The organism is Streptomyces sp. NPDC002730, from assembly GCF_042888805.1.
In the GTDB taxonomy this organism is placed as follows: domain Bacteria; phylum Actinomycetota; class Actinomycetes; order Streptomycetales; family Streptomycetaceae; genus Streptomyces.
Map to the genome: position 1 here is coordinate 499,964 of NZ_JBIAQG010000003.1, position 17,771 is coordinate 517,734.

Genomic DNA, 17,771 nt, shown 5'->3' on the forward strand with positions numbered 1-17,771 from the left:
CATGCCGCAGAAGAAGTACCTGGTAACGGGTGGCGCGGGATACGTCGGCAGCGTGGTGGCGCAGCATCTGCTGGAGGCCGGCCACCGGGTGACCGTGCTCGACGACCTCTCGACCGGGTTCCTGGAAGGGGTTCCGGCGGGCGCCGAGTTCATCGAGGGCCGGATCCAGGATGCGGCCAAGTGGCTGGATTCCTCGTACGACGCGGTGCTGCACTTTGCGGCCTTCTCGCAGGTCGGCGAGTCGGTGGTGAACCCCGAGAAGTACTGGACCAACAACGTGGGCGGGACCATGGCGCTGCTTGCCGCCATGCGGTACGCGGGCGTGCGCAAGCTGGTCTTCTCGTCCACCGCGGCGACATACGGCGAACCGGTCTCCACGCCGATCACCGAGACCGACCCGACGGCCCCCACCAGCCCGTACGGTGCGTCCAAGCTCGCCGTCGACCACATGATCACGGGTGAGGCCGTGGCGCACGGCCTCGCGGCCGTCTCCCTTCGGTACTTCAACGTGGCGGGCGCGTACGGCCCGTCGGGCAACATCACCTGCGGCGAGCGTCACGACCCCGAGTCGCATCTCATCCCGCTGGTGCTTCAAGTCGCCCTCGGCAAGCGTGAGTCGATCTCGGTGTTCGGCGACGACTACCCGACCCCGGACGGCACCTGCGTCCGCGACTACATCCATGTCGCCGACCTCGCCGAGGCGCATCTGCTCGCGCTGGACGCGCCGACCGCCGGCGAGCACCTCATCTGCAACCTCGGCAACGGCAACGGCTTCTCGGTCCGCGAGGTCATCGAAACCGTACGCAAGGTCACCGGCCATCCGGTCCCGGAGGTCGTGGCCCCGCGCCGCGGCGGCGACCCGGCGGTGCTCGTCGCCTCCGCGGCCACCGCGCACAAACTCCTGGGCTGGCAGCCGAGCCGCGCCGACCTGGCGGGCATCGTGTCGGACGCCTGGGCCTTTGCCCGTGGGAGGGAGAACGCGTCATGAGTGACGGTGTGTGGGCGGCCCCCGGCCGGGTGAACCTGATCGGTGAACACACCGACTACAACGACGGTTTCGTGATGCCCTTCGCGCTGCCCCACACCACGGTCGTCACCGCGGCGCGCCGCGACGACGGCGTACTGCGGCTGCACTCGGCGAACGTCGAGGGCGGCCCGGTCGAGCTGCGCGTCGGGGACCTCGCGCCGGGGCGAGGGGCGGGCGGCTGGACCGACTACCCTGCGGGCGTCGTCTGGGCGCTGCGCGAGGCGGGCCACCCGGCCGGTGGCGCGGATCTGCACTACGAGTCCACCGTGCCCACGGGCGCGGGCCTCTCCTCCTCGGCGGCGCTCGAGGTCGTCACGGCTCTCGCTCTGAACGACCTGTACGAACTGGGCCTGGAGCGGTGGCGGATGGCCCGGCTGTGCCGGCGTGCCGAGAACGTCTACGTCGGCGCGCCCACCGGGATCATGGACCAGACGGCCTCGGCGTGCTGCACGGACGGGCACGCGCTGCATCTGGACACCCGGGACCTCTCCCGGCGCCAGATCCCCTTCGATCTGGCGGCGTTGGGCCTGGAACTCCTGGTCGTCGACACCCGCGTCAAGCACGCCCACAGCGACGGCGAGTACGGCAAACGCCGCGCGGGCTGCGAGGCGGGGGCGGCGGCGCTCGGCGTTCCCGCCCTGCGGGACGTTCCGTACGAGGGCCTGGCCCAGGCGCTGGACCGGCTGGACGATCCGGAGGTGCGCGGCCTGGTGCGGCATATCGTGACCGAGAACCACCGGGTCGAGCGGGTGATCGCCCTTCTGGAGGCGGGCGAGGTGCGCGCCATGGGCCCGGTGCTGACCGAGGGGCATGCCTCGCTGCGGGACGACTTCCGGGTCTCCTGCCCGGAGCTGGACCTGGTGGTCGACACATCGCTGGCGGCGGGCGCGCTGGGCGCGAGGATGACGGGCGGCGGCTTCGGCGGCTCGGCGATCGTCCTGACGGATGTGCCGACGACGCCGACGGTGACGAAGTCGGTCCTGGAGGCGTTCGCGTCCGCCGGCCACGCGGAGCCGAGGATCTTCCCGGCGATGCCTTCCCGGGGCGCGACGCGCCTGTCGTGAGCCCTCGGCCGCTACGCCAGCCGCTTCGTGAGGATGAACTCCGTTGCCCCCGGCGGGTAGTCGTCCACCCTGCCCACCACCTCGTACCCACGCCGGCGGTAGAACTCCGGCGCCTGGAAGTCCCAGGTCTCCAGGCGTGCGTACACGCAGCCCCGGTCCTGCTTGGCCGTCCGTTCTGCCTCGTCCAGCAGCCGCGTGCCGAGGCCCGTGCCGCGATGGGTGTCCGCGACCCAGAGCAGATCCACATGGAGCCAGCGTCCCCAGGTGAGTGCCGTCAGTCCGCCCGCCAGCTCGGCCGTGCCCGGTTCGAGCGCCCAGACCTCCAGCGGCACTTCGTCGTCGTGCGGTGTACCCCGCAACTCCCGTATCGCCGGTGACCGCCCCGAGTTGCTCTGGTCCAGCCGCTCACCGAGCAGCATCCGCCGATCTTTGTCGACTTCTGTCGCAATACGAAACATGCGGCCCACCCTAAACACCCTGGCCAATCAGTTCTGCAAATAGCCTTCCGCTCCGGGCCCCCAGCCGTACGCTGATGCTCAGCACCGGTGGGGGCCGGTGTTGATCAGGGGGCGAGACAGTCGGGTACGACGCCCGGGGCGGGGTATCAGTCACAGCACGGCGGCGGCCGAGCGACCGCTGAACTACCCCAATTTCCCGGGCGGCGTACCCCGCGCCGGTCCGTCCTCCGACACTGGGGGTGTCTGTGGTTCGTATCCGGGTTCTGGTGGTGGACGACCACCGCATCTTCGCCGAGTCACTCGCCGCCGCTCTTGCGGCCGAGCCCGATGTGGATGTCGCCGCGGCCGGCAGCGGCCCCGCCGCGCTGCGGTGCCTGGAGCGGGCGGCCGCCGACGGCCGCAGATTCGATGTGATGCTGGTCGACGCCGACCTCGGCGCCCTCGCGGTGCCGGGCGGTCGTGCCGTAGCCGTCGCCCGTGCCGTGTCCGACAACGGCGAGGGGGGTGTCGTCGACGGTATTTCCCTGGTCGCCGGCGTCCGTTCCGGCCACCTCGCCGTCCGTACGGTCGTGCTCGCCGAGAAGGACGACCCGCGTCGCGCCGCGCTCGCTCTCCAGGCCGGCGCCTCCGGCTGGGTCGCCAAGGACTGCTCGCTGCAGCGGCTGCTCGCGGTGATACGGGGAGTGCTGAGGGACGAGACCCACTTGCCCCCCGCTCTGCTCACCGGCGTACTGCGAGAGCTGACCGCGGCCCGCAAGCACCGCACCGAGAGTGAACAGCTCGTCGAGTCGCTCACGCCGCGCGAGCGTGAGGTGCTGCGCTGCATGGTCGCTGGCCTGGGGCGCAAAGCAGTGGCCGAGCGCCTCTTCCTGTCTCCGCACACCGTTCGTACGCATATGCAGAACGTTCTCGGGAAGCTGGGCGTGCACTCCACGCTCGCCGCGGTCGCTCTCGCGCGCCGCGCCGGGGTCGGTCCGGTCGACCTAGCCGGGAATGTTGTCGAACGGGGCGGTCAACTGGCGTAGCAGCGCGGCCAGTTCGGCCCGCTGCGCCCGGGAAAGCTCGGAGAGGATCGCGCGCTCCTGCGCAAGCAGCCCGGCCAGCGCCTGGTCGGCGCGGTCCCGCCCCTCGGGCGTGAGGCGCACCAGCACACCGCGCCGGTCGCTGGGGTCGGGCAGCCGCTCGACCAGATCCTTCTTGGCGAGCCGGTCGATGCGGTTGGTCATGGTGCCGGAGGTGACCAGGGTCTGGGTCAGCAGCTGTCCTGGTGAGAGCTGATACGGAGCCCCCGCGCGCCGCAGCGAGGTGAGTACGTCGAACTCCCACGGCTCCAGATTGTGCTCGGAGAAGGCGAGCCGGCGGGCCCGGTCGAGATGGCGGGCGAGCCTGGAGACGCGGCTGAGTACCTCGAGCGGTTCCACGTCGAGGTCGGGGCGCTCACGGCGCCATGCTGCGACCAGTCGATCGACCTCGTCCTCCATGTCGATCAGTGTAGAGGGTCTGTCGACGTGAAGTCTCTTGACATCAAGATATATTCGGGCGCAGGCTTGGGCATGGTCGGGCCGGAACCTCATTCCGCTTCGGCACACCGTTCCTGCAAGGGGGCTCGAACATGCATTCCGCACCAACCTGGGATCCAGAGCAGTACCTGCGCTACGCCGGGCACCGCACACGCCCATTCGTGGACCTTCTCGCCCGAATACCCCGGCTGCCCAATGGCGACCGTCCCGCCCGTATAGCGGACATCGGCTGCGGACCCGGCAATGTCACCGCGCTCCTCGCCGACCGCTGGCCCACCGCCCACATCACGGGCTTCGACCTCTCTCCGGAGATGCTCGCGATCGCGGAGAAGGAGCACGCAGGTGCCACACCCGGCGGCGGCTGGCTGGACTTCCAACCCGCCGATGCCGCGCACTGGACGCCCGACGAGCCGTACGACCTGATCGTCTCCAACGCGGCACTGCAGTGGGTGCCGAACCATCCCGAGTCCTTCCCGGTCTGGATCGAGGGACTCGCTCCCGGCGGCACCTTCGCCTTACAAGTCCCCGGCAACTTCACCTCCCCCAGCCACGCCCTCCTCGGCGAGCTCTGCGAAGCCCCGCAGTGGCGCGGCCGGCTCGGAGACCGCGGGCGACGCTTCGTCCACATCCTGGACCCTGCCGACTACCTCGCCCACCTGGTGAACCTCGGCTGCGAGGCGGACGTCTGGGAGACCACGTATCTCCAGCTCCTCGCCGGGGAGGATCCGGTGCTGGACTGGGTCAAGGGCACGGCGCTGCGTCCGGTCCTCACCGCGCTCGGCGACGACGTCACGGCCGAGGCCGAATTCCTGGGCCAGTACCGCGATCTGCTCCGCAAGGCGTATCCGCCGGGCCCGCACGGCACGGTGTTCCCGTTCCGCCGGATCTTCGCCGTCGGGCGAAAGGGGTTCTGATGCTCACCGCCGTCGACCACGTCCAACTGGCCGCGCCGCCCGGCTCGGAGGACGCTCTGTGCGCGTACTACTCCGATGTCCTGGGTATGACGGAAATCCCCAAGCCTCCCGTGCTTGCGGCCCGCGGCGGCTGCTGGTTCCAGCAGGGTCCCGTCCAGCTCCATCTCGGCATCGAGGCGGACTTCCGGGCCGCCAGGAAGGCCCACCCCGGACTGCGGGTCACGGGCATCGAGGCGTATGCGGCGCGGCTGGAGGAGCGCGGCGCGAAGGTGGTCTGGGACGATGGCCTCCCGGGTCACCGCCGTTTCTACTCGGAGGACCCGGTCGGCAACCGGCTGGAGTTCCTGGAGCCGGCGTAGCAGCGGGCATGCGCGGACCGACGCGCACTACGGTCGGCGAGGGGTTTTCCCTGGAGTAGGGCTTCAGGGAAGGCCCCTCGCCTTGGTGCGGTGCGACGTCAGCCGCTCGGACCGACTGGATCAGCCGCCGGACGGGCAGCCGGACCGGTCAGGGGACAGGCAGCCGGATCAGCAGCCGCCGAGACCCGCGAAGCGCGCGGTGATGGCCACGGTCTCGGAGTGCCAGTGGCCCGGCCTGTAGGTCTCACAGGGGCCGTCGGTGTGCCGGTCCCACTTGAAGTAGTAGCGGTACGTCCCACGGCAGTTGTTGGTCACCCGCGTCGTCGTGGTGGCCCAGCTCGACGTGTTCTTGATGGTGATGCACGACGGGACGGCGGTGGCCTGGGCGGGCGCGGCGGCTGCCGGAGCGACACCCATCACTCCGGCGATCGCTCCAGTGGCCATGAGGACGGCGGCAGGGCGCGCCAGTGACTTGAGGTTCTTGGGCATGCGAATTCCCCTCTTCATTCGGGTTGGTCGGACCCGTCCTCGGGTTGGTCGGGCCCGAGCGATGGCGAAGGTACGTCTGTGGCGAGGGGGGACGAAAGAGTTCCGAATGGCCTATGTGTAGTTCAGCGGCCAATGGTCGAAAAGTGGTCTGCGGAACGGCGGGTAAATGGCCTGTACAGAGCCACGGTTGGCTGAATGCTGGTGGGGGGCAGGGGCCGGAAAAGAATCTCCGACTTCCGTGAACCGATCCGACCCGCCCGTCCGATGAGGGGATGTGGCGTACGTGGAGGGGCAGCACCCCAGTGACGGGGACCTGCTGCGCGCGGTGGAGGACGGCGACAGCCGTGCCTTCGAGCTGCTCTACCGGCGCTACGAGCCGTGGTTGGTCGCCCGGCTCCAGTACCGGTGTCCTGATCCCGGCGTCGTCGACGACGTCGTACAGGAGACCTTCCTCGCCGTGTGGCGGGGCACCGCGCGCTACCGCGAGGAGCACGGCGCGGACGCGGCCGGCTGGCTGTGGCGCATCGGATCCCGCCGGCTCGTCGACATCCAGCGAGGGCACGGCGCACGGCAGCGGCTGACCCGGGCACTCGGCCGGTTCCGGCACCAGGAACAGCCCTCCGCCGAGGACGAGGCGCTGCACGGCATCCCGCACGGCGAACTCGCCCACGCCCTGGAGAAGTTGCCGGCGGAACTCAAGGCGGTGCTGCAGGCCACCGTGGTCGACGGCCTCACCACCGCCGAGGCCGCGAAAGTGCTGCGGATTCCGGCAGGCACCGTCAAAACCCGTGCGATGAGGGCACGCCAGCGGCTCCGGAAGGAGCTGGCATGAGCGGATCAGGAGAGGACATGAGGGGCGCAGGAGAGGAGCAGGCGATGACTTCCCCGTGGGACACCGGCAGCCGGGGGAGCCAGGGACGCCCCGTACCGCACAGCCGCGTACACCTCCCGGACGCCCTGCTGCGCGACTACACCGCCGGGGAGCTCGGCCCGCCCGCTCTCGCCGGCGCCGAAGGGCACCTGGCGCAGTGCGCGCACTGCCGGGCACGGCTCGCCGCGTACGCCGACACCTCCCGCACCGAGGCGGGATGGGCTCGGCTGGCCATCGCCAAGGACGTGCCCCGGCCAGGGCCCGCCGAACGTGCGCTGCACCGGCTGCGGGTACCCGGCCACACGGCACGGCTGATCACCGCGACACCCGCACTGCGCCGCTCCTGGCTCACCGCAGCCGTGGTCACGCTGCTGCTCGCCCTGGTCGTGGCCCGGCTCGGGCACGCGGCTTCCGCCTCGCTGCCGTTCTTCGTGGTGGCGCCCGCGCTGCCGGTGATCGGAGTCGCCCTCTCCTTCGGCCCGCGCAGCGATCCGATGTACGAGATCACCCTCGTCACCCCCGTGTACGGACTGCGGCTGCTGATGCTGCGCACGGTCGCCGTGGTCACCACGGCCCTGGTCCCCACGGCCGCCGCGGCCGTGGCGCTGCCCGGCCCCGCCCTGGAGACGCTCGGCTGGCTGCTGCCCTCCCTCGCGCTGACGTCGCTCACGCTGGCGCTGTCGGCGCGCATCGACCCCACCGCGGCGGCCGGCGTCGTCGGCGGGGCCTGGACGCTCTGCCTGCTGGCGGCCTTCGGGCCCGTACAGGACGCGCTGCTGAGCGCCACCGGACAGCTGTCCGCGGCCGGAGTGCTCTTTGCCGCCGCCCTGTCCATCACCCTGACCCGCACCCGGTACGACCGGGACACCCAGCACGCACGCGCGTGAACCGGAAGGAAATCCCGATGAGCCCAGCCGCGGTCACCGTCCGTGAACTCGCAGTGAACTACCGGAGCTTCAAGGCACTGGCCGGGGTGTCCTTCACCCTGGGACCCGGCGTGACCGGGCTCCTGGGCCCGAACGGCGCCGGCAAGACGACCCTGTTGCGGACACTCGCCACCGCGGCGCTGCCCGACGGCGGCGACATCTCGGTGCTCGGCATGGACCCGCGGACGCCCGAGGGGCGGCTCGGGATCCGGCGCCGCCTCGGCTATCTGCCGCAGGACCCCGGCTTCCACCCGGCCTTCACCGCCTTCGAGTTCGTCGACTACGTCGCCATCCTCAAGGAGCTGACCGACCGCGCCGCCAGGCACCGCGAAGTCCTGCGCGTACTCGACGCGGTCGGGCTGCCGGGCCGGCGCGGCAAGAAGATCAAACAGCTCTCCGGCGGTATGCGCCAGCGGGTCGCGCTCGCCGCGGCACTCGTCGGCGACCCCGAATTCCTCATCCTGGACGAGCCGACCGTGGGCCTCGACCCCGAACAGCGGCTGCGATTCCGGGAGTTGATCGCCGACCTCGGCGACGGCCGCACCGTACTGCTGTCCACCCACCAGACCGAGGACGTCGCCGCGCTCTGTCGCCGCGTCGTCGTACTGGACCACGGAACCGTGAAGTTCGACGGCGAGCCGCCCGCGCTCGCGGCCGTCGCCGCCGGCCGCGTATGGAGCAGCGCCGAACGGGACCCGCGGGCGCTCGCCGGATGGCGCACCGGAGTCGGAACCGTACGGAACATCGGCACCGCCCCCTCCGGCGCGCCCCTCCTCGAACCCACCCTGGAGGACGGCTACTTGCTGCTTCTCGACGCCACCGCCCAGAAGGAGCACGCGGCATGACCGTCGTCGGCGACGCCCGCCGGGGCCGGGCGGACCGGGCCGCAGCCCCGGCCGGGCAGAGCGGGACGCGCGGCGCGGTCCTCGCGCTGGCCCGCGTGGAAGCGCTGCGCCTGCTGCGCCACCCGGCGATGCTCGGCGCCCTGGCCGGCTACCTCGCGTTGTGGGGCTACGCCCTGGCGACCGGGGACGCGGCGAACCGCTACCCGGTCCTGCAGGACAGTTCCCGCCACATCCAGCTGCCGACCCTGCTGCTCGCCGCAGGCACCCTGCTCGCCGCCGACTTCGGTGTGCTGCGGGCCGTCCGAAACGGCGTGGAGCCGGTGTACGAGGTGCTTGTCGTCGGCGCCCGCGGCCGCACCCTCGCCCATCTGCTGGCGGTGCTCCCCGCGGCCCTGCTCTGCGCGGGCCTCAGCCTCGCCAGGATCGGCTACCTCGCTGCCAAACCGGGAGCCGTCGGCACCGTCCAGTGGCTCGAGGTGGCGACCGGCCCCGCTGTGGTGCTCCTCGCCGGAGTCCTCGGGGTGCTGCTCGCGCGACTGTTCCCGGCTCCCGCCGCGGCCTCGCTCGCACTGGCCCTGCTCGCGGTGTTCACCTTCATCGCCGCCGTCCAGAACACCGCGGGCTGGCGCTGGCTCGCCGTCGTCGCCATCGAGGACGAGTTTGTGCAGCCGCTGCCGTCGGCGCTGGTCGGCAGGCCGGCCGGGTTGCATCTGCTGTGGCTGACCGGCCTCACCGTGCTGCTCGCCGCGTGCGCCCTGCTGCGCGGCCGGCCGGGCGCGGCGCCCGAACCGCCGCGCCGCGGCACACGTCCGCTGTGGGCGTGCGCCGCCGTGGCAGCGGCCGTGGCCGTGGTCGCGGGCGCGCTGCAGATGCGGCCGCTGCCCGACAGTGTCGTACGGGCCAGGGCCGACGTCACCGAGCACCCGGCCGCCGGCCAGCAGTGCGTGACCAGGAAGGGCGTCACCTACTGCGCGTTCCCCGAGTTCAAGGGGCGGGTGACCGAGTGGGACGGCGTGGTGCGCGGCGTTCTCGCCCGTACCCCGGACGCCGTGGCCGACGCCCGCTACTCCGTACGCCAGCGGATCTTCCGGGACGGCATCGAGGCACACGCCAACAAGCCGCTGCCGTACACCGCCTGGGACGCCGACGACCGCCGGGAAGGGACGCCGGGCGCCGTTCCCGTCGGCACCTGGTGGAGTGCCGGCGATGCGGGACAGGACGCGGAGAGCGACGCGGTGGCCGAGTTCTCGGCGCTGTTCGCCTACCGCGTGGTGACGGGCACGCTGCCGCGGGAAGAGGGCGGGACCACCGTCTGCGGCGCCCGCGCCGTACTGACCCTGTGGCTCGCCGGCCAGGCCACCGACGACTCCGAAGCCGCCCTCAAGGACCTCACCGGCCGCACCACCGGCGGTCTGAGCCTGCTGGTTCTCGAATCGTCCAGCGGACTCGACTTCGACGCCAGGGAACGGGAGCTCGCGCTGAAGCTGCTGGACGGGCCGTCCGACCGGATCGGCGAGCGGGTGAAGGCGTCATGGCGCGAACTGACCGCGACCGGGACCACCACCGACCGTGCCGCGGAGCTCCTCGGAGTACGCGCGCCGGCGCAGGTGCCGGCCGGCGAGCGGGCCTGCGCATGAGCACCCGAAGGCTGTTCCCGCTGCTCCTGCCGTACGCGCTGCGCTCCGCACGCACACTGCCGCTGCTGATCGCCGTGACGGCCGCGGTGCTGCTGGTGGGCGTCCCCGCACTGGTCTCCGGCGGCATGCGGCTCATCGACGTCGTCCTGCTGATCCGTTCCGCGGCCGTGCTGATCGCGGTGGGTGCGGCATTCCTGCTGGACGACCCGGCCGCCCGTACGACGGAAGTGGTGCCGACTCCGCGCTGGGTGGTGCACGGGCTGCGGATCTTCGTCGCGCTGCTCGGGGCGGCGGCAGGCTGGACGGCGGTGCTGCTCCTGGGCGCCATGGCGGTGAACCCGGACGAGCGGCCACTGCTTCCGCAGCCCGGCCTCACCCTGGAGGCGGCGGCACTGCTGGCGATGGTGATCGCGCTCGCCGCGCTCGGGTTCAGGCTCAGCACGGGCAACGGCACCGGCGCGGGCACCGGCGGCGGTGCGCTGGCGGCGCCGGGGGTGGTGATGGGCGTGATCGTGTCGGTGCTGCTGCCGCTGCCGGAGGCCCTGGATCCGTTCGCCCAGCCGCTGTCGGCGGGCTGGGATCCGTCGCGCCGTGTCTGGGCCCTGGTGCTGTGCGTCGCGGTCGTCGCGGCGGTCGCCCTGTGCCGGGAGACAGCCCCCGGACGGCGCGCCGTCGGGTGGCGCGCTCCCGGACGGCGCGGCTGACGCGCGCTCCCGGACGGCGCGGCTGACGCGCGCTCTGGACGGCGCGGCTGACGCGCGCTCTGGACGGCGCGGCTGACGCCGCGCGTGCGCTCGCCCCGGGACCCGGGCCGGAGGCGGCGCCGCTCAGTTCTTGCGGTGCCCTATCAGCCGCGGCTTCGCCTCCAGGCTGCCCAGACCGTGCCAGGCCAGATTCACCAGATGCGCCGCGACCTCCGCCTTCTTCGGACGGCGGGCGTCCACCCACCACTGGCCCGTCAGCGCGACCATGCCGACGAGCGCCTGCGCATACAGAGGCGCCAGCTTCGGATCAAAACCGCGAGCCTTGAACTCCAGACCCAGAATGTCCTCGACCTGGGTCGCGATATCGCTGATCAGCGACGCGAACGTACCGGTCGACTGGGCGACCGGAGAATCGCGCACCAGGATGCGGAAACCGTCCGTGTACGTCTCGATGTAGTCCAGCAGCGCAAAGGCGGCCTGCTCCAGCAGCTCACGCGGATGCCCCGCGGTCAGCGCGCTCGTCACCATGTCCAGCAGCTGACGCATCTCGCGGTCCACCACAACGGCGTACAGACCCTCCTTGCCGCCGAAGTGCTCGTACACCACGGGCTTGGAGACACCGGCCTTCGCGGCGATCTCCTCGACCGAGGTGCCCTCGAAGCCCTTCTCGGCGAAGAGGGTGCGGCCGATGTCCAACAGCTGCTCCCGGCGTTCCGCCCCCGTCATACGGACGCGGCGCGCTCGCCGGCTCCCGGAGGGCCGGTTCTTGTCCGTGCTGCTGTTACCGCCGTCGATCGCCACGTCGTCAATCATGCCGCCTCGGCGGCGTCAATCTTGCGCCGGGCATCAATACGTGACGCATCCGGCCAGCGCACGTCGTACGCCCAGCCCAGCTGCTCGAACCAGCGGATCAGCCGGGCGCTGGAGTCGATCTGGCCGCGCAGCACGCCGTGCCGTGCGCTCGTCGGCTCGGCGTGGTGGAGGTTGTGCCAGGACTCGCCGCAGGACAGCACCGCCAGCCACCACACATTGCCCGAGCGGTCGCGGGACTTGAAGGGGCGCTTGCCGACCGCGTGGCAGATGGAGTTGATCGACCAGGTGACGTGGTGGAGCAGGCAGACACGGACCAGCGAACCCCAGAAGAACGCCGTGAACGCGCCCCACCAGGACATCGTGACCAGGCCGCCGACCAGGGGCGGGATCGCGAGGGACAGAATCGTCCAGTAGATGAAGTGGCGGGAGATGCGACGGAGCGCGGGATCCTTGATCAGATCCGGTGCGTACTTGTGCTGAGACGTGCGCTCCTCGTCGAACATCCAGCCGATATGGGCCCACCACAGGCCCTTCATCAGCGCCGGCACGGTCTCGCCGAAGCGCCACGGCGAGTGCGGGTCGCCCTCCGCGTCGGAGAACTTGTGGTGCTTGCGGTGGTCCGCCACCCAGCGGACCAGCGGGCCCTCGACCGCCAGTGAACCCATGATCGCGAGAGCGATCCGGAGAGGACGCTTCGCCTTGAAGGAGCCATGGGTGAAATAGCGGTGGAAGCCGATTGTGATGCCGTGGCAGCCGATGTAGTACATCGCCACCAGCAGGCCGAGATCCAGCCAGCTCACACCCCAGCCCCAGGCCAGCGGCACCGCGGCGAGCAGCGCGACAAAGGGCACCGTGATGAACAGCAGCAGGGCGATCTGCTCCAGCGACCGCTTTTTGTCCCCGCCCAGCGTGGCGAAGGGGAGATCGTCGGCTTCCGACGGCTTCGAGGCGTCGTCCAGCAGATGCGGGCTTGTGGCCATGAGGGTCCCCTGTGGGGTGAGAGATGGGACTGAAGATCGAGGCTACGGATGCGTAACCTACGCCATCGTAAGTATGCAGGTGCGCGGCCCCGCGGCAAGAGACCTGTGGATAACGTCAGGGAAATGGACACCTATCCTGGGTGTCGTCGGACAGCGCGGTCCGCAGCCTCCAGAACCCTCCAGACGTGCTCAAACACTGCAAGGAGCCGCACCTGTGAGCAGTGCCGACCAGACCCCCACCGCCAGCGCCGAGCTGCGCGCCGACATCCGCCGACTGGGCGATCTGCTGGGCGAAACCCTCGTCCGGCAGGAGGGCCCCGAGCTCCTCGAGCTCGTCGAGCGGGTCCGCGCACTGACGCGCAGCGACGGTGAGGCCGCAGCCGAGCTGCTCGGCGACACCGACCTCGAGACCGCGGCCAAGCTGGTGCGCGCCTTCTCCACCTACTTCCATCTCGCCAACGTCACCGAGCAGGTGCACCGCGGCCACGAGATGCGCGAGCGGCGCGCCGCCGAAGGCGGACTGCTGTCCCGTACGGCGGACATGCTCAAGGACGCCGACCCCGAGCATCTGCGCGAGACCGTCAGGAACCTGAACGTCCGGCCCGTGTTCACCGCGCACCCCACCGAAGCGGCACGGCGTTCCGTACTGAACAAGCTCCGCCGTATCGCCGAGCTGCTCGAGACCCCCGTCATCGCCGCCGACCGGCGCCGGCACGATCTCCGGCTGGCCGAGAACATCGACCTCATCTGGCAGACCGACGAGCTGCGCGTGGTGCGGCCCGAGCCCGCCGACGAGGCACGCAACGCCATCTACTACCTCGACGAGCTGCACGCGGGCGCCGTCGGCGACGTGCTGGAGGACCTGTCCGCCGAGCTGGAACGAGTCGGCGTCGAACTGCCCGCAGGCACCCGGCCGTTGACCTTCGGCACCTGGATCGGCGGCGACCGCGACGGCAACCCCAACGTCACCCCCGCGGTGACCTGGGAAGTGCTGATCCTCCAGCACGAGCACGGCATCACCGACGCGATCGCGGTCATCGACCATCTGCGCGGACTGCTCTCCAACTCCATCCGCTACGCGGGCGCGACGGAAGAGCTGCTGACATCACTGCAGACCGACCTCGAGCGGCTGCCCGAGATCAGCCCCCGCTACAAGCGGCTCAACGCCGAAGAGCCCTACCGCCTCAAGGCCACCTGCATCCGGCAGAAGCTCGTCAACACCCGAGAGCGCCTCGCCAAGGGCACACCGCACGAGGCGGGCCGCGACTTCCTCGGCACCGCCGAACTGCTGCACGACCTCACCCTCATCCAGACGTCGCTCCGCGCACACCGCGGCGGACTCTTCGCCGACGGCGGCCTGGACCGTACGATCCGCACACTCGCCGCCTTCGGACTGCAGCTCGCCACGATGGACGTACGCGAGCACGCCGACGCGCACCACCACGCGCTCGGGCAGCTCTTCGACCGGCTCGGCGAGGAATCCTGGCGATACGCCGACATGCCGCGCGACTACCGGCAGAAGCTGCTCGCCAAGGAACTGCGCTCACGACGGCCGCTCGCCCCGACGCCCGCGCCGCTGGACGCCGCAGGAGAGAAGACCCTGGGCGTCTTCCACACCGTCAAGGAGGCCTTCGAACGCTTCGGGCCCGAAGTCATCGAGTCGTACATCATCTCGATGTGCCAGGGCGCGGACGACGTCTTCGCGGCGGCGGTGCTCGCACGCGAGGCCGGTCTGATCGATCTGCACGCGGGCTGGGCAAAGATCGGAATCGTGCCCCTGCTGGAGACGACCGACGAGCTGAAGGCCGCGGACGTCATCCTCGACGCGATGCTCGCCGACCCCTCGTACCGCAGGCTCGTCTCGCTCCGGGGCGACGTCCAGGAGGTCATGCTCGGATACTCCGACTCGTCCAAGTTCGGCGGCATCACCACCTCGCAGTGGGAGATCCACCGGGCACAGCGGCGACTGCGAGACGTGGCACACCGGTACGGCGTACGGCTGCGGCTCTTCCACGGCCGCGGCGGCACCGTCGGCCGCGGCGGCGGCCCCTCCCACGACGCGATCCTCGCGCAGCCGTGGGGAACACTCGAGGGCGAGATCAAGGTGACCGAGCAGGGCGAGGTCATCTCCGACAAGTACCTCATCCCGTCGCTCGCCAGGGAGAACCTGGAACTCACAGTCGCGGCCACACTGCAGGCCTCCGCGCTGCACACGGCGCCGCGCCAGTCCGACGAGGCGCTGGCCCGCTGGGACGCGGCGATGGACACCGTGTCGGACGCCGCGCACGCCGCCTACCGGCGTCTGGTCGAGGACCAGGACCTGCCCGCGTACTTCTTCGCAGCCACCCCGGTGGACCAGCTTGCCGACCTCCACCTCGGCTCGCGCCCGTCCCGGCGGCCGGACTCCGGCGCCGGTCTCGACGGCCTCCGCGCCATCCCGTGGGTCTTCGGCTGGACGCAGTCACGGCAGATCGTGCCCGGCTGGTTCGGCGTCGGTTCAGGACTGAAGGCGCTGCGCGAGGCCGGCCTGGACACGGTCCTGGACGAGATGCACGAGCAGTGGCACTTCTTCCGCAACTTCATCGCCAACGTCGAAATGACGCTGGCGAAGACCGATCTGCGGATCGCCCGGCACTACGTCGACACGCTCGTGCCCGAGAACCTCAAGCACGTCTTCGCCACCATCGAGGCCGAGCACGCGCTGACGGTACGCGAGGTGCTGCGGATCACGGGCGGTGAGCAGCTGCTCGACTCCCACCCCGCGCTGCAACAGACGTTCGGCATCCGGGACGCGTACCTGGACCCGATCTCCTACCTCCAGGTCTCACTGCTCGCCCGCCAGCGCGCGGCGGCAAAGCGCGGCGAGGAGCCGGACCCGCTGCTGTCGAGGGCGCTGCTGCTCACGGTCAACGGTGTGGCGGCGGGCCTGCGCAACACGGGCTGACGCCCGCGGCCAGATGTATGACGGATGCCCCGCGCCGTGAGGTGCGGGGCATCCGTCGTCCCGGTGCATCCCGGGGCTGCGCCCCGCACCCGTTGCCGCGCGACGGGACAACCACCGGTATGCGATACACGGTGCCCCCGCCGGAGTCTCTCCTGGCGGGGGCACCCTTCTCAGCGCCTCTCAGCGCCTCTCAGCGCCTCTCGGCGCTGCTCAGTGCCGCTGGGCCGTGCGGCGACGGGCCAGCAGATAGCCGCCGCCCGCGACCAGCGCGGCCGCGAGCGTCGCGAGCATGCCGATGGGCGCGCCGTTGCCGGTCTCGGCGAGGTCGCCAGAGGTGCCGTCGGCGCTCGGCGCCACGCTCGGCTTCGAGTCGCCCGCGGCGGTCGGGGCCGGGGTGGCCGGCGTGGACGGCTGTTCACTCGGCTGCTCGCCCGGCTTGTCACTCACCGTGGCGCTCGGCTTGTCGTCCGGCTTGGAGTCCTCGCTTCCGCAGTCGGTCCAGAAGACCTTGTGCTTGGCCCGGCCGTGCTCGCCGTCGAAGTTCCAGAACAGCTTGTAGTGGCCGTCGGGCAGACCCAGATCCGTGGTCCTGCCGTGGCCGTCGCCGTCGAGCGTCAGCGAACCGGACTGAACCGTCTCGCCCTTGACGTCGGCGGTCGGGGCCCAGGCCTCGATGTGCCAGTCGACCTGCTGGCGGGCGTCAAAACCGAAGGCGTCGAGATAGAAGGAGCAGACGTGCGGCTCGTTCTTGCGGAGTTCTTCACCGGTCTTGGCATCGTGGATTTTCACGGTGCCGTTGTCGCCGGGAGGGGTGGCGAGCGCGGAAGGCGCGGCCAGCAGCGAGAGCGCCGCTGCCGCCACCAGTGCGCCGGAGGATGTGAGGGTGCGCATGGGCAATCCAACGTGAGAGAGGACGGATGCCGTGGGGGGCGGCTCAGCGTCCTGTGAACCCGCGGGCCGGTCAAGACACCTGGTGACGCATCCGCCCCAAGCGCTGACACTTGTCCCAATAGTCCTGGATAACGATCAGGTGAACGTGACGTTCCGGTAAGGGAGCCGGATCGTTCAGAGCGCGAAGAACGCCCCCACCAGCAGCGCCCCGCCCGCCGCCGCCGTTACCCAGGCCACGCGCGTCAGCCGCAGTCCGCCGCCGATCACCAGACCGGCCAGAATCAGCGCGCCGCCGAGTGGGAGCCAGGCGAACAGAGCGCCCGCCGTGCCCGTCCGCACCACCTCGTCCGTACCGGGCTTCACCACGACCGCGAGCTTCGCGCCCTTCCGCACGGCAACCGACTTGTCGATGGTCACGCCGGAGCGGGGAGGAGCGGCCGGGTCTTCGGGCACGTACGGGCCCGTGCAGGTGTCCTTGCCGCAACTGGCGATCTTCAGGGTGCCGTGTTCACGGCCCTTGGCCAGCAGGACGTGCTGAGCCGTGCCCCAGGACGACCAGACGCCGGCGACGAGCAGCAGCGCGGCAACACACGCCATCGCCGCCCGTTGGCCGTACAGGAGCATGCGGGTCCGCTTCGGGCTCATGGCCCGCGATCCTTGGCCATGCACACGCGCCCGGTCAACTCGCGGCCCGGCTTTTTCAGGAGTTGTACGTACTTTGAGCCCGCTCCAGGCCCTCAGTCACCAGACACTCCACCGCATCCGCCGTGCGGTCCACGAGATACGCCAGCTCCTTGCGCTCCGTGGACGAGAAGTCCTTCAGAACGAAATCCGCGACCTGCATCCGGCCCGGCGGACGGCCGATCCCGAACCGCACCCGGTGGTAGTCCGCGCCCATCGACTTGGTCATCGACTTCAGACCGTTGTGCCCGTTGTCACCGCCGCCGAGCTTGAGCCGCAGCGCGCCGTAGTCGATGTCCAGCTCATCGTGGATCGCGACGATATTCGCGGTCGGCACCTTGTAGAAGTCACGCAGCGACGTGACCGGACCGCCGGAGAGATTCATGTACGACATGGGCTTGGCCAGCACAACCCGACGGCCACTCGGACCCGGCGGGCCGATCCGGCCCTCGACGAGCTGCGCCTGAGCCTTCTGCGCACGCTTGAACTTGCCGCCGATGCGCTCGGCGAGGAGGTCGGCGACCATGAACCCGACGTTGTGCCGGTTCGCGGCGTAGTCGGGCCCGGGGTTGCCGAGGCCCACGACGAGCCAGGGGGCGTTCGCGTCGGACATCTGCGCTGCGTCTCCTCGCATACGGCATACGTACA

General features: G+C 70.8%; 19 protein-coding genes. 11 read left to right on the top strand and 8 right to left on the bottom strand.

All coding sequences use genetic code 11. The features are described from left to right. The first annotated feature begins 1 nt into the window (after position 1). Positions 2 to 988: a UDP-glucose 4-epimerase GalE gene (gene galE / locus ACFYXH_RS10515; protein WP_389561683.1), complete on the top strand. Its 987-nt coding sequence runs from the start codon at positions 2 to 4 to the stop codon at positions 986 to 988. Then, entirely contained in the window at positions 985 to 2,091 is a 1,107-nt protein-coding gene (gene galK / locus ACFYXH_RS10520) for a galactokinase (protein ID WP_389561684.1), read from the top strand. The genes galE and galK overlap by 4 nt, the downstream gene beginning before the upstream one ends. Before the next feature lie 11 nt (positions 2,092 to 2,102). Here the strand turns inward: galK and ACFYXH_RS10525 are convergent, their stop codons facing one another. Then, entirely contained in the window at positions 2,103 to 2,549 is a 447-nt protein-coding gene (locus ACFYXH_RS10525) for a GNAT family N-acetyltransferase (protein WP_389561685.1), read from the bottom strand. Positions 2,550 to 2,794: 245 nt separating this feature from the next. Between ACFYXH_RS10525 and ACFYXH_RS10530 the strand changes: the two genes are divergently transcribed. After that, positions 2,795 to 3,574 carry a LuxR C-terminal-related transcriptional regulator gene (locus tag ACFYXH_RS10530; RefSeq protein ID WP_389561834.1) on the top strand — a complete coding sequence of 260 codons (780 nt, stop codon included), beginning with the start codon at positions 2,795 to 2,797 and terminating at the stop codon, positions 3,572 to 3,574. On the opposite strand, the gene tamR is transcribed toward ACFYXH_RS10530, so the two are convergent. Next, entirely contained in the window at positions 3,533 to 4,030 is a 498-nt protein-coding gene (tamR, locus tag ACFYXH_RS10535; RefSeq protein ID WP_389561686.1) for a MarR family transcriptional regulator TamR, read from the bottom strand. The two genes, ACFYXH_RS10530 and tamR, sit on opposite strands and share 42 nt — an antisense overlap. 131 nt (positions 4,031 to 4,161) lie before the next feature. On the opposite strand from tamR, the gene ACFYXH_RS10540 reads away from it, so the two are divergent. Together ACFYXH_RS10540 and ACFYXH_RS10545 are read left to right on the top strand one after the other, a co-directional pair. Continuing rightward, positions 4,162 to 4,983, top strand: coding sequence for a trans-aconitate 2-methyltransferase (locus tag ACFYXH_RS10540; protein ID WP_389561687.1), 822 nt, complete (start codon positions 4,162 to 4,164; stop codon positions 4,981 to 4,983). After that, the gene (locus ACFYXH_RS10545; RefSeq protein WP_389561688.1) at positions 4,983 to 5,342 is read left to right on the top strand and encodes a VOC family protein; all 360 of its coding nucleotides are present in this window, start codon (positions 4,983 to 4,985) and stop codon (positions 5,340 to 5,342) included. Before ACFYXH_RS10540 ends, ACFYXH_RS10545 begins: the two co-directional genes overlap by 1 nt. Before the next feature lie 168 nt (positions 5,343 to 5,510). Here the strand turns inward: ACFYXH_RS10545 and ACFYXH_RS10550 are convergent, their stop codons facing one another. Next, a complete protein-coding gene (locus ACFYXH_RS10550) occupies positions 5,511 to 5,831 on the bottom strand; it encodes a hypothetical protein (protein ID WP_389561689.1) in 321 nt (106 codons plus the stop codon). Positions 5,832 to 6,114: 283 nt separating this feature from the next. Here ACFYXH_RS10550 and ACFYXH_RS10555 point away from each other — a divergent pair, with 283 nt between their 5' ends. From ACFYXH_RS10555 to ACFYXH_RS10575, 5 genes are read left to right on the top strand one after another with little or no spacing between them, the layout of a single operon-like run. Further along, positions 6,115 to 6,663 carry an RNA polymerase sigma factor gene (locus ACFYXH_RS10555; RefSeq protein WP_362682754.1) on the top strand — a complete coding sequence of 183 codons (549 nt, stop codon included), beginning with the start codon at positions 6,115 to 6,117 and terminating at the stop codon, positions 6,661 to 6,663. Further along, positions 6,660 to 7,589 carry a zf-HC2 domain-containing protein gene (locus ACFYXH_RS10560; RefSeq protein ID WP_389561690.1) on the top strand — a complete coding sequence of 310 codons (930 nt, stop codon included), beginning with the start codon at positions 6,660 to 6,662 and terminating at the stop codon, positions 7,587 to 7,589. The genes ACFYXH_RS10555 and ACFYXH_RS10560 overlap by 4 nt, the downstream gene beginning before the upstream one ends. 17 nt (positions 7,590 to 7,606) lie before the next feature. After that, on the top strand, positions 7,607 to 8,473 hold the full coding sequence (locus tag ACFYXH_RS10565) for an ABC transporter ATP-binding protein (RefSeq protein WP_389561691.1): 867 nt from the start codon (positions 7,607 to 7,609) through the stop codon (positions 8,471 to 8,473). Next, complete coding sequence (locus ACFYXH_RS10570; RefSeq protein WP_389561692.1) at positions 8,470 to 10,110, top strand: ABC transporter permease; 1,641 nt, start codon at positions 8,470 to 8,472, stop codon at positions 10,108 to 10,110. The genes ACFYXH_RS10565 and ACFYXH_RS10570 overlap by 4 nt, the downstream gene beginning before the upstream one ends. After that, positions 10,107 to 10,814 (top strand): hypothetical protein, encoded by a 708-nt coding sequence (locus ACFYXH_RS10575; protein WP_389561693.1) that lies wholly within the window; start codon positions 10,107 to 10,109, stop codon positions 10,812 to 10,814. Before ACFYXH_RS10570 ends, ACFYXH_RS10575 begins: the two co-directional genes overlap by 4 nt. A 123-nt stretch (positions 10,815 to 10,937) precedes the next feature. Here ACFYXH_RS10575 and ACFYXH_RS10580 read toward each other — a convergent pair whose 3' ends face one another. Both ACFYXH_RS10580 and ACFYXH_RS10585 read right to left on the bottom strand, forming a co-directional pair. Continuing rightward, positions 10,938 to 11,627 carry a TetR family transcriptional regulator gene (locus tag ACFYXH_RS10580; RefSeq protein WP_389561694.1) on the bottom strand — a complete coding sequence of 230 codons (690 nt, stop codon included), beginning with the start codon at positions 11,625 to 11,627 and terminating at the stop codon, positions 10,938 to 10,940. After that, entirely contained in the window at positions 11,624 to 12,607 is a 984-nt protein-coding gene (locus ACFYXH_RS10585; protein WP_389561695.1) for an acyl-CoA desaturase, read from the bottom strand. Before ACFYXH_RS10585 ends, ACFYXH_RS10580 begins: the two co-directional genes overlap by 4 nt. Positions 12,608 to 12,821: 214 nt before the next feature. Here ACFYXH_RS10585 and ppc point away from each other — a divergent pair, with 214 nt between their 5' ends. After that, positions 12,822 to 15,551: a phosphoenolpyruvate carboxylase gene (ppc, locus tag ACFYXH_RS10590; RefSeq protein ID WP_389561696.1), complete on the top strand. Its 2,730-nt coding sequence runs from the start codon at positions 12,822 to 12,824 to the stop codon at positions 15,549 to 15,551. Positions 15,552 to 15,761: 210 nt separating this feature from the next. On the opposite strand, the gene ACFYXH_RS10595 is transcribed toward ppc, so the two are convergent. The 3 genes from ACFYXH_RS10595 to pth all read right to left on the bottom strand — a co-directional run bounded on the left by ACFYXH_RS10595 (position 15,762) and on the right by pth (position 17,736). Next, positions 15,762 to 16,442 carry an LPXTG cell wall anchor domain-containing protein gene (locus ACFYXH_RS10595; protein WP_389561697.1) on the bottom strand — a complete coding sequence of 227 codons (681 nt, stop codon included), beginning with the start codon at positions 16,440 to 16,442 and terminating at the stop codon, positions 15,762 to 15,764. Positions 16,443 to 16,616: 174 nt separating this feature from the next. Next, positions 16,617 to 17,087: a hypothetical protein gene (locus ACFYXH_RS10600; RefSeq protein ID WP_389561698.1), complete on the bottom strand. Its 471-nt coding sequence runs from the start codon at positions 17,085 to 17,087 to the stop codon at positions 16,617 to 16,619. A 55-nt stretch (positions 17,088 to 17,142) separates the two neighbouring features. Then, the gene (pth, locus tag ACFYXH_RS10605; protein ID WP_389561699.1) at positions 17,143 to 17,736 is read right to left on the bottom strand and encodes an aminoacyl-tRNA hydrolase; all 594 of its coding nucleotides are present in this window, start codon (positions 17,734 to 17,736) and stop codon (positions 17,143 to 17,145) included. Positions 17,737 to 17,771: the final 35 nt, after the last annotated feature.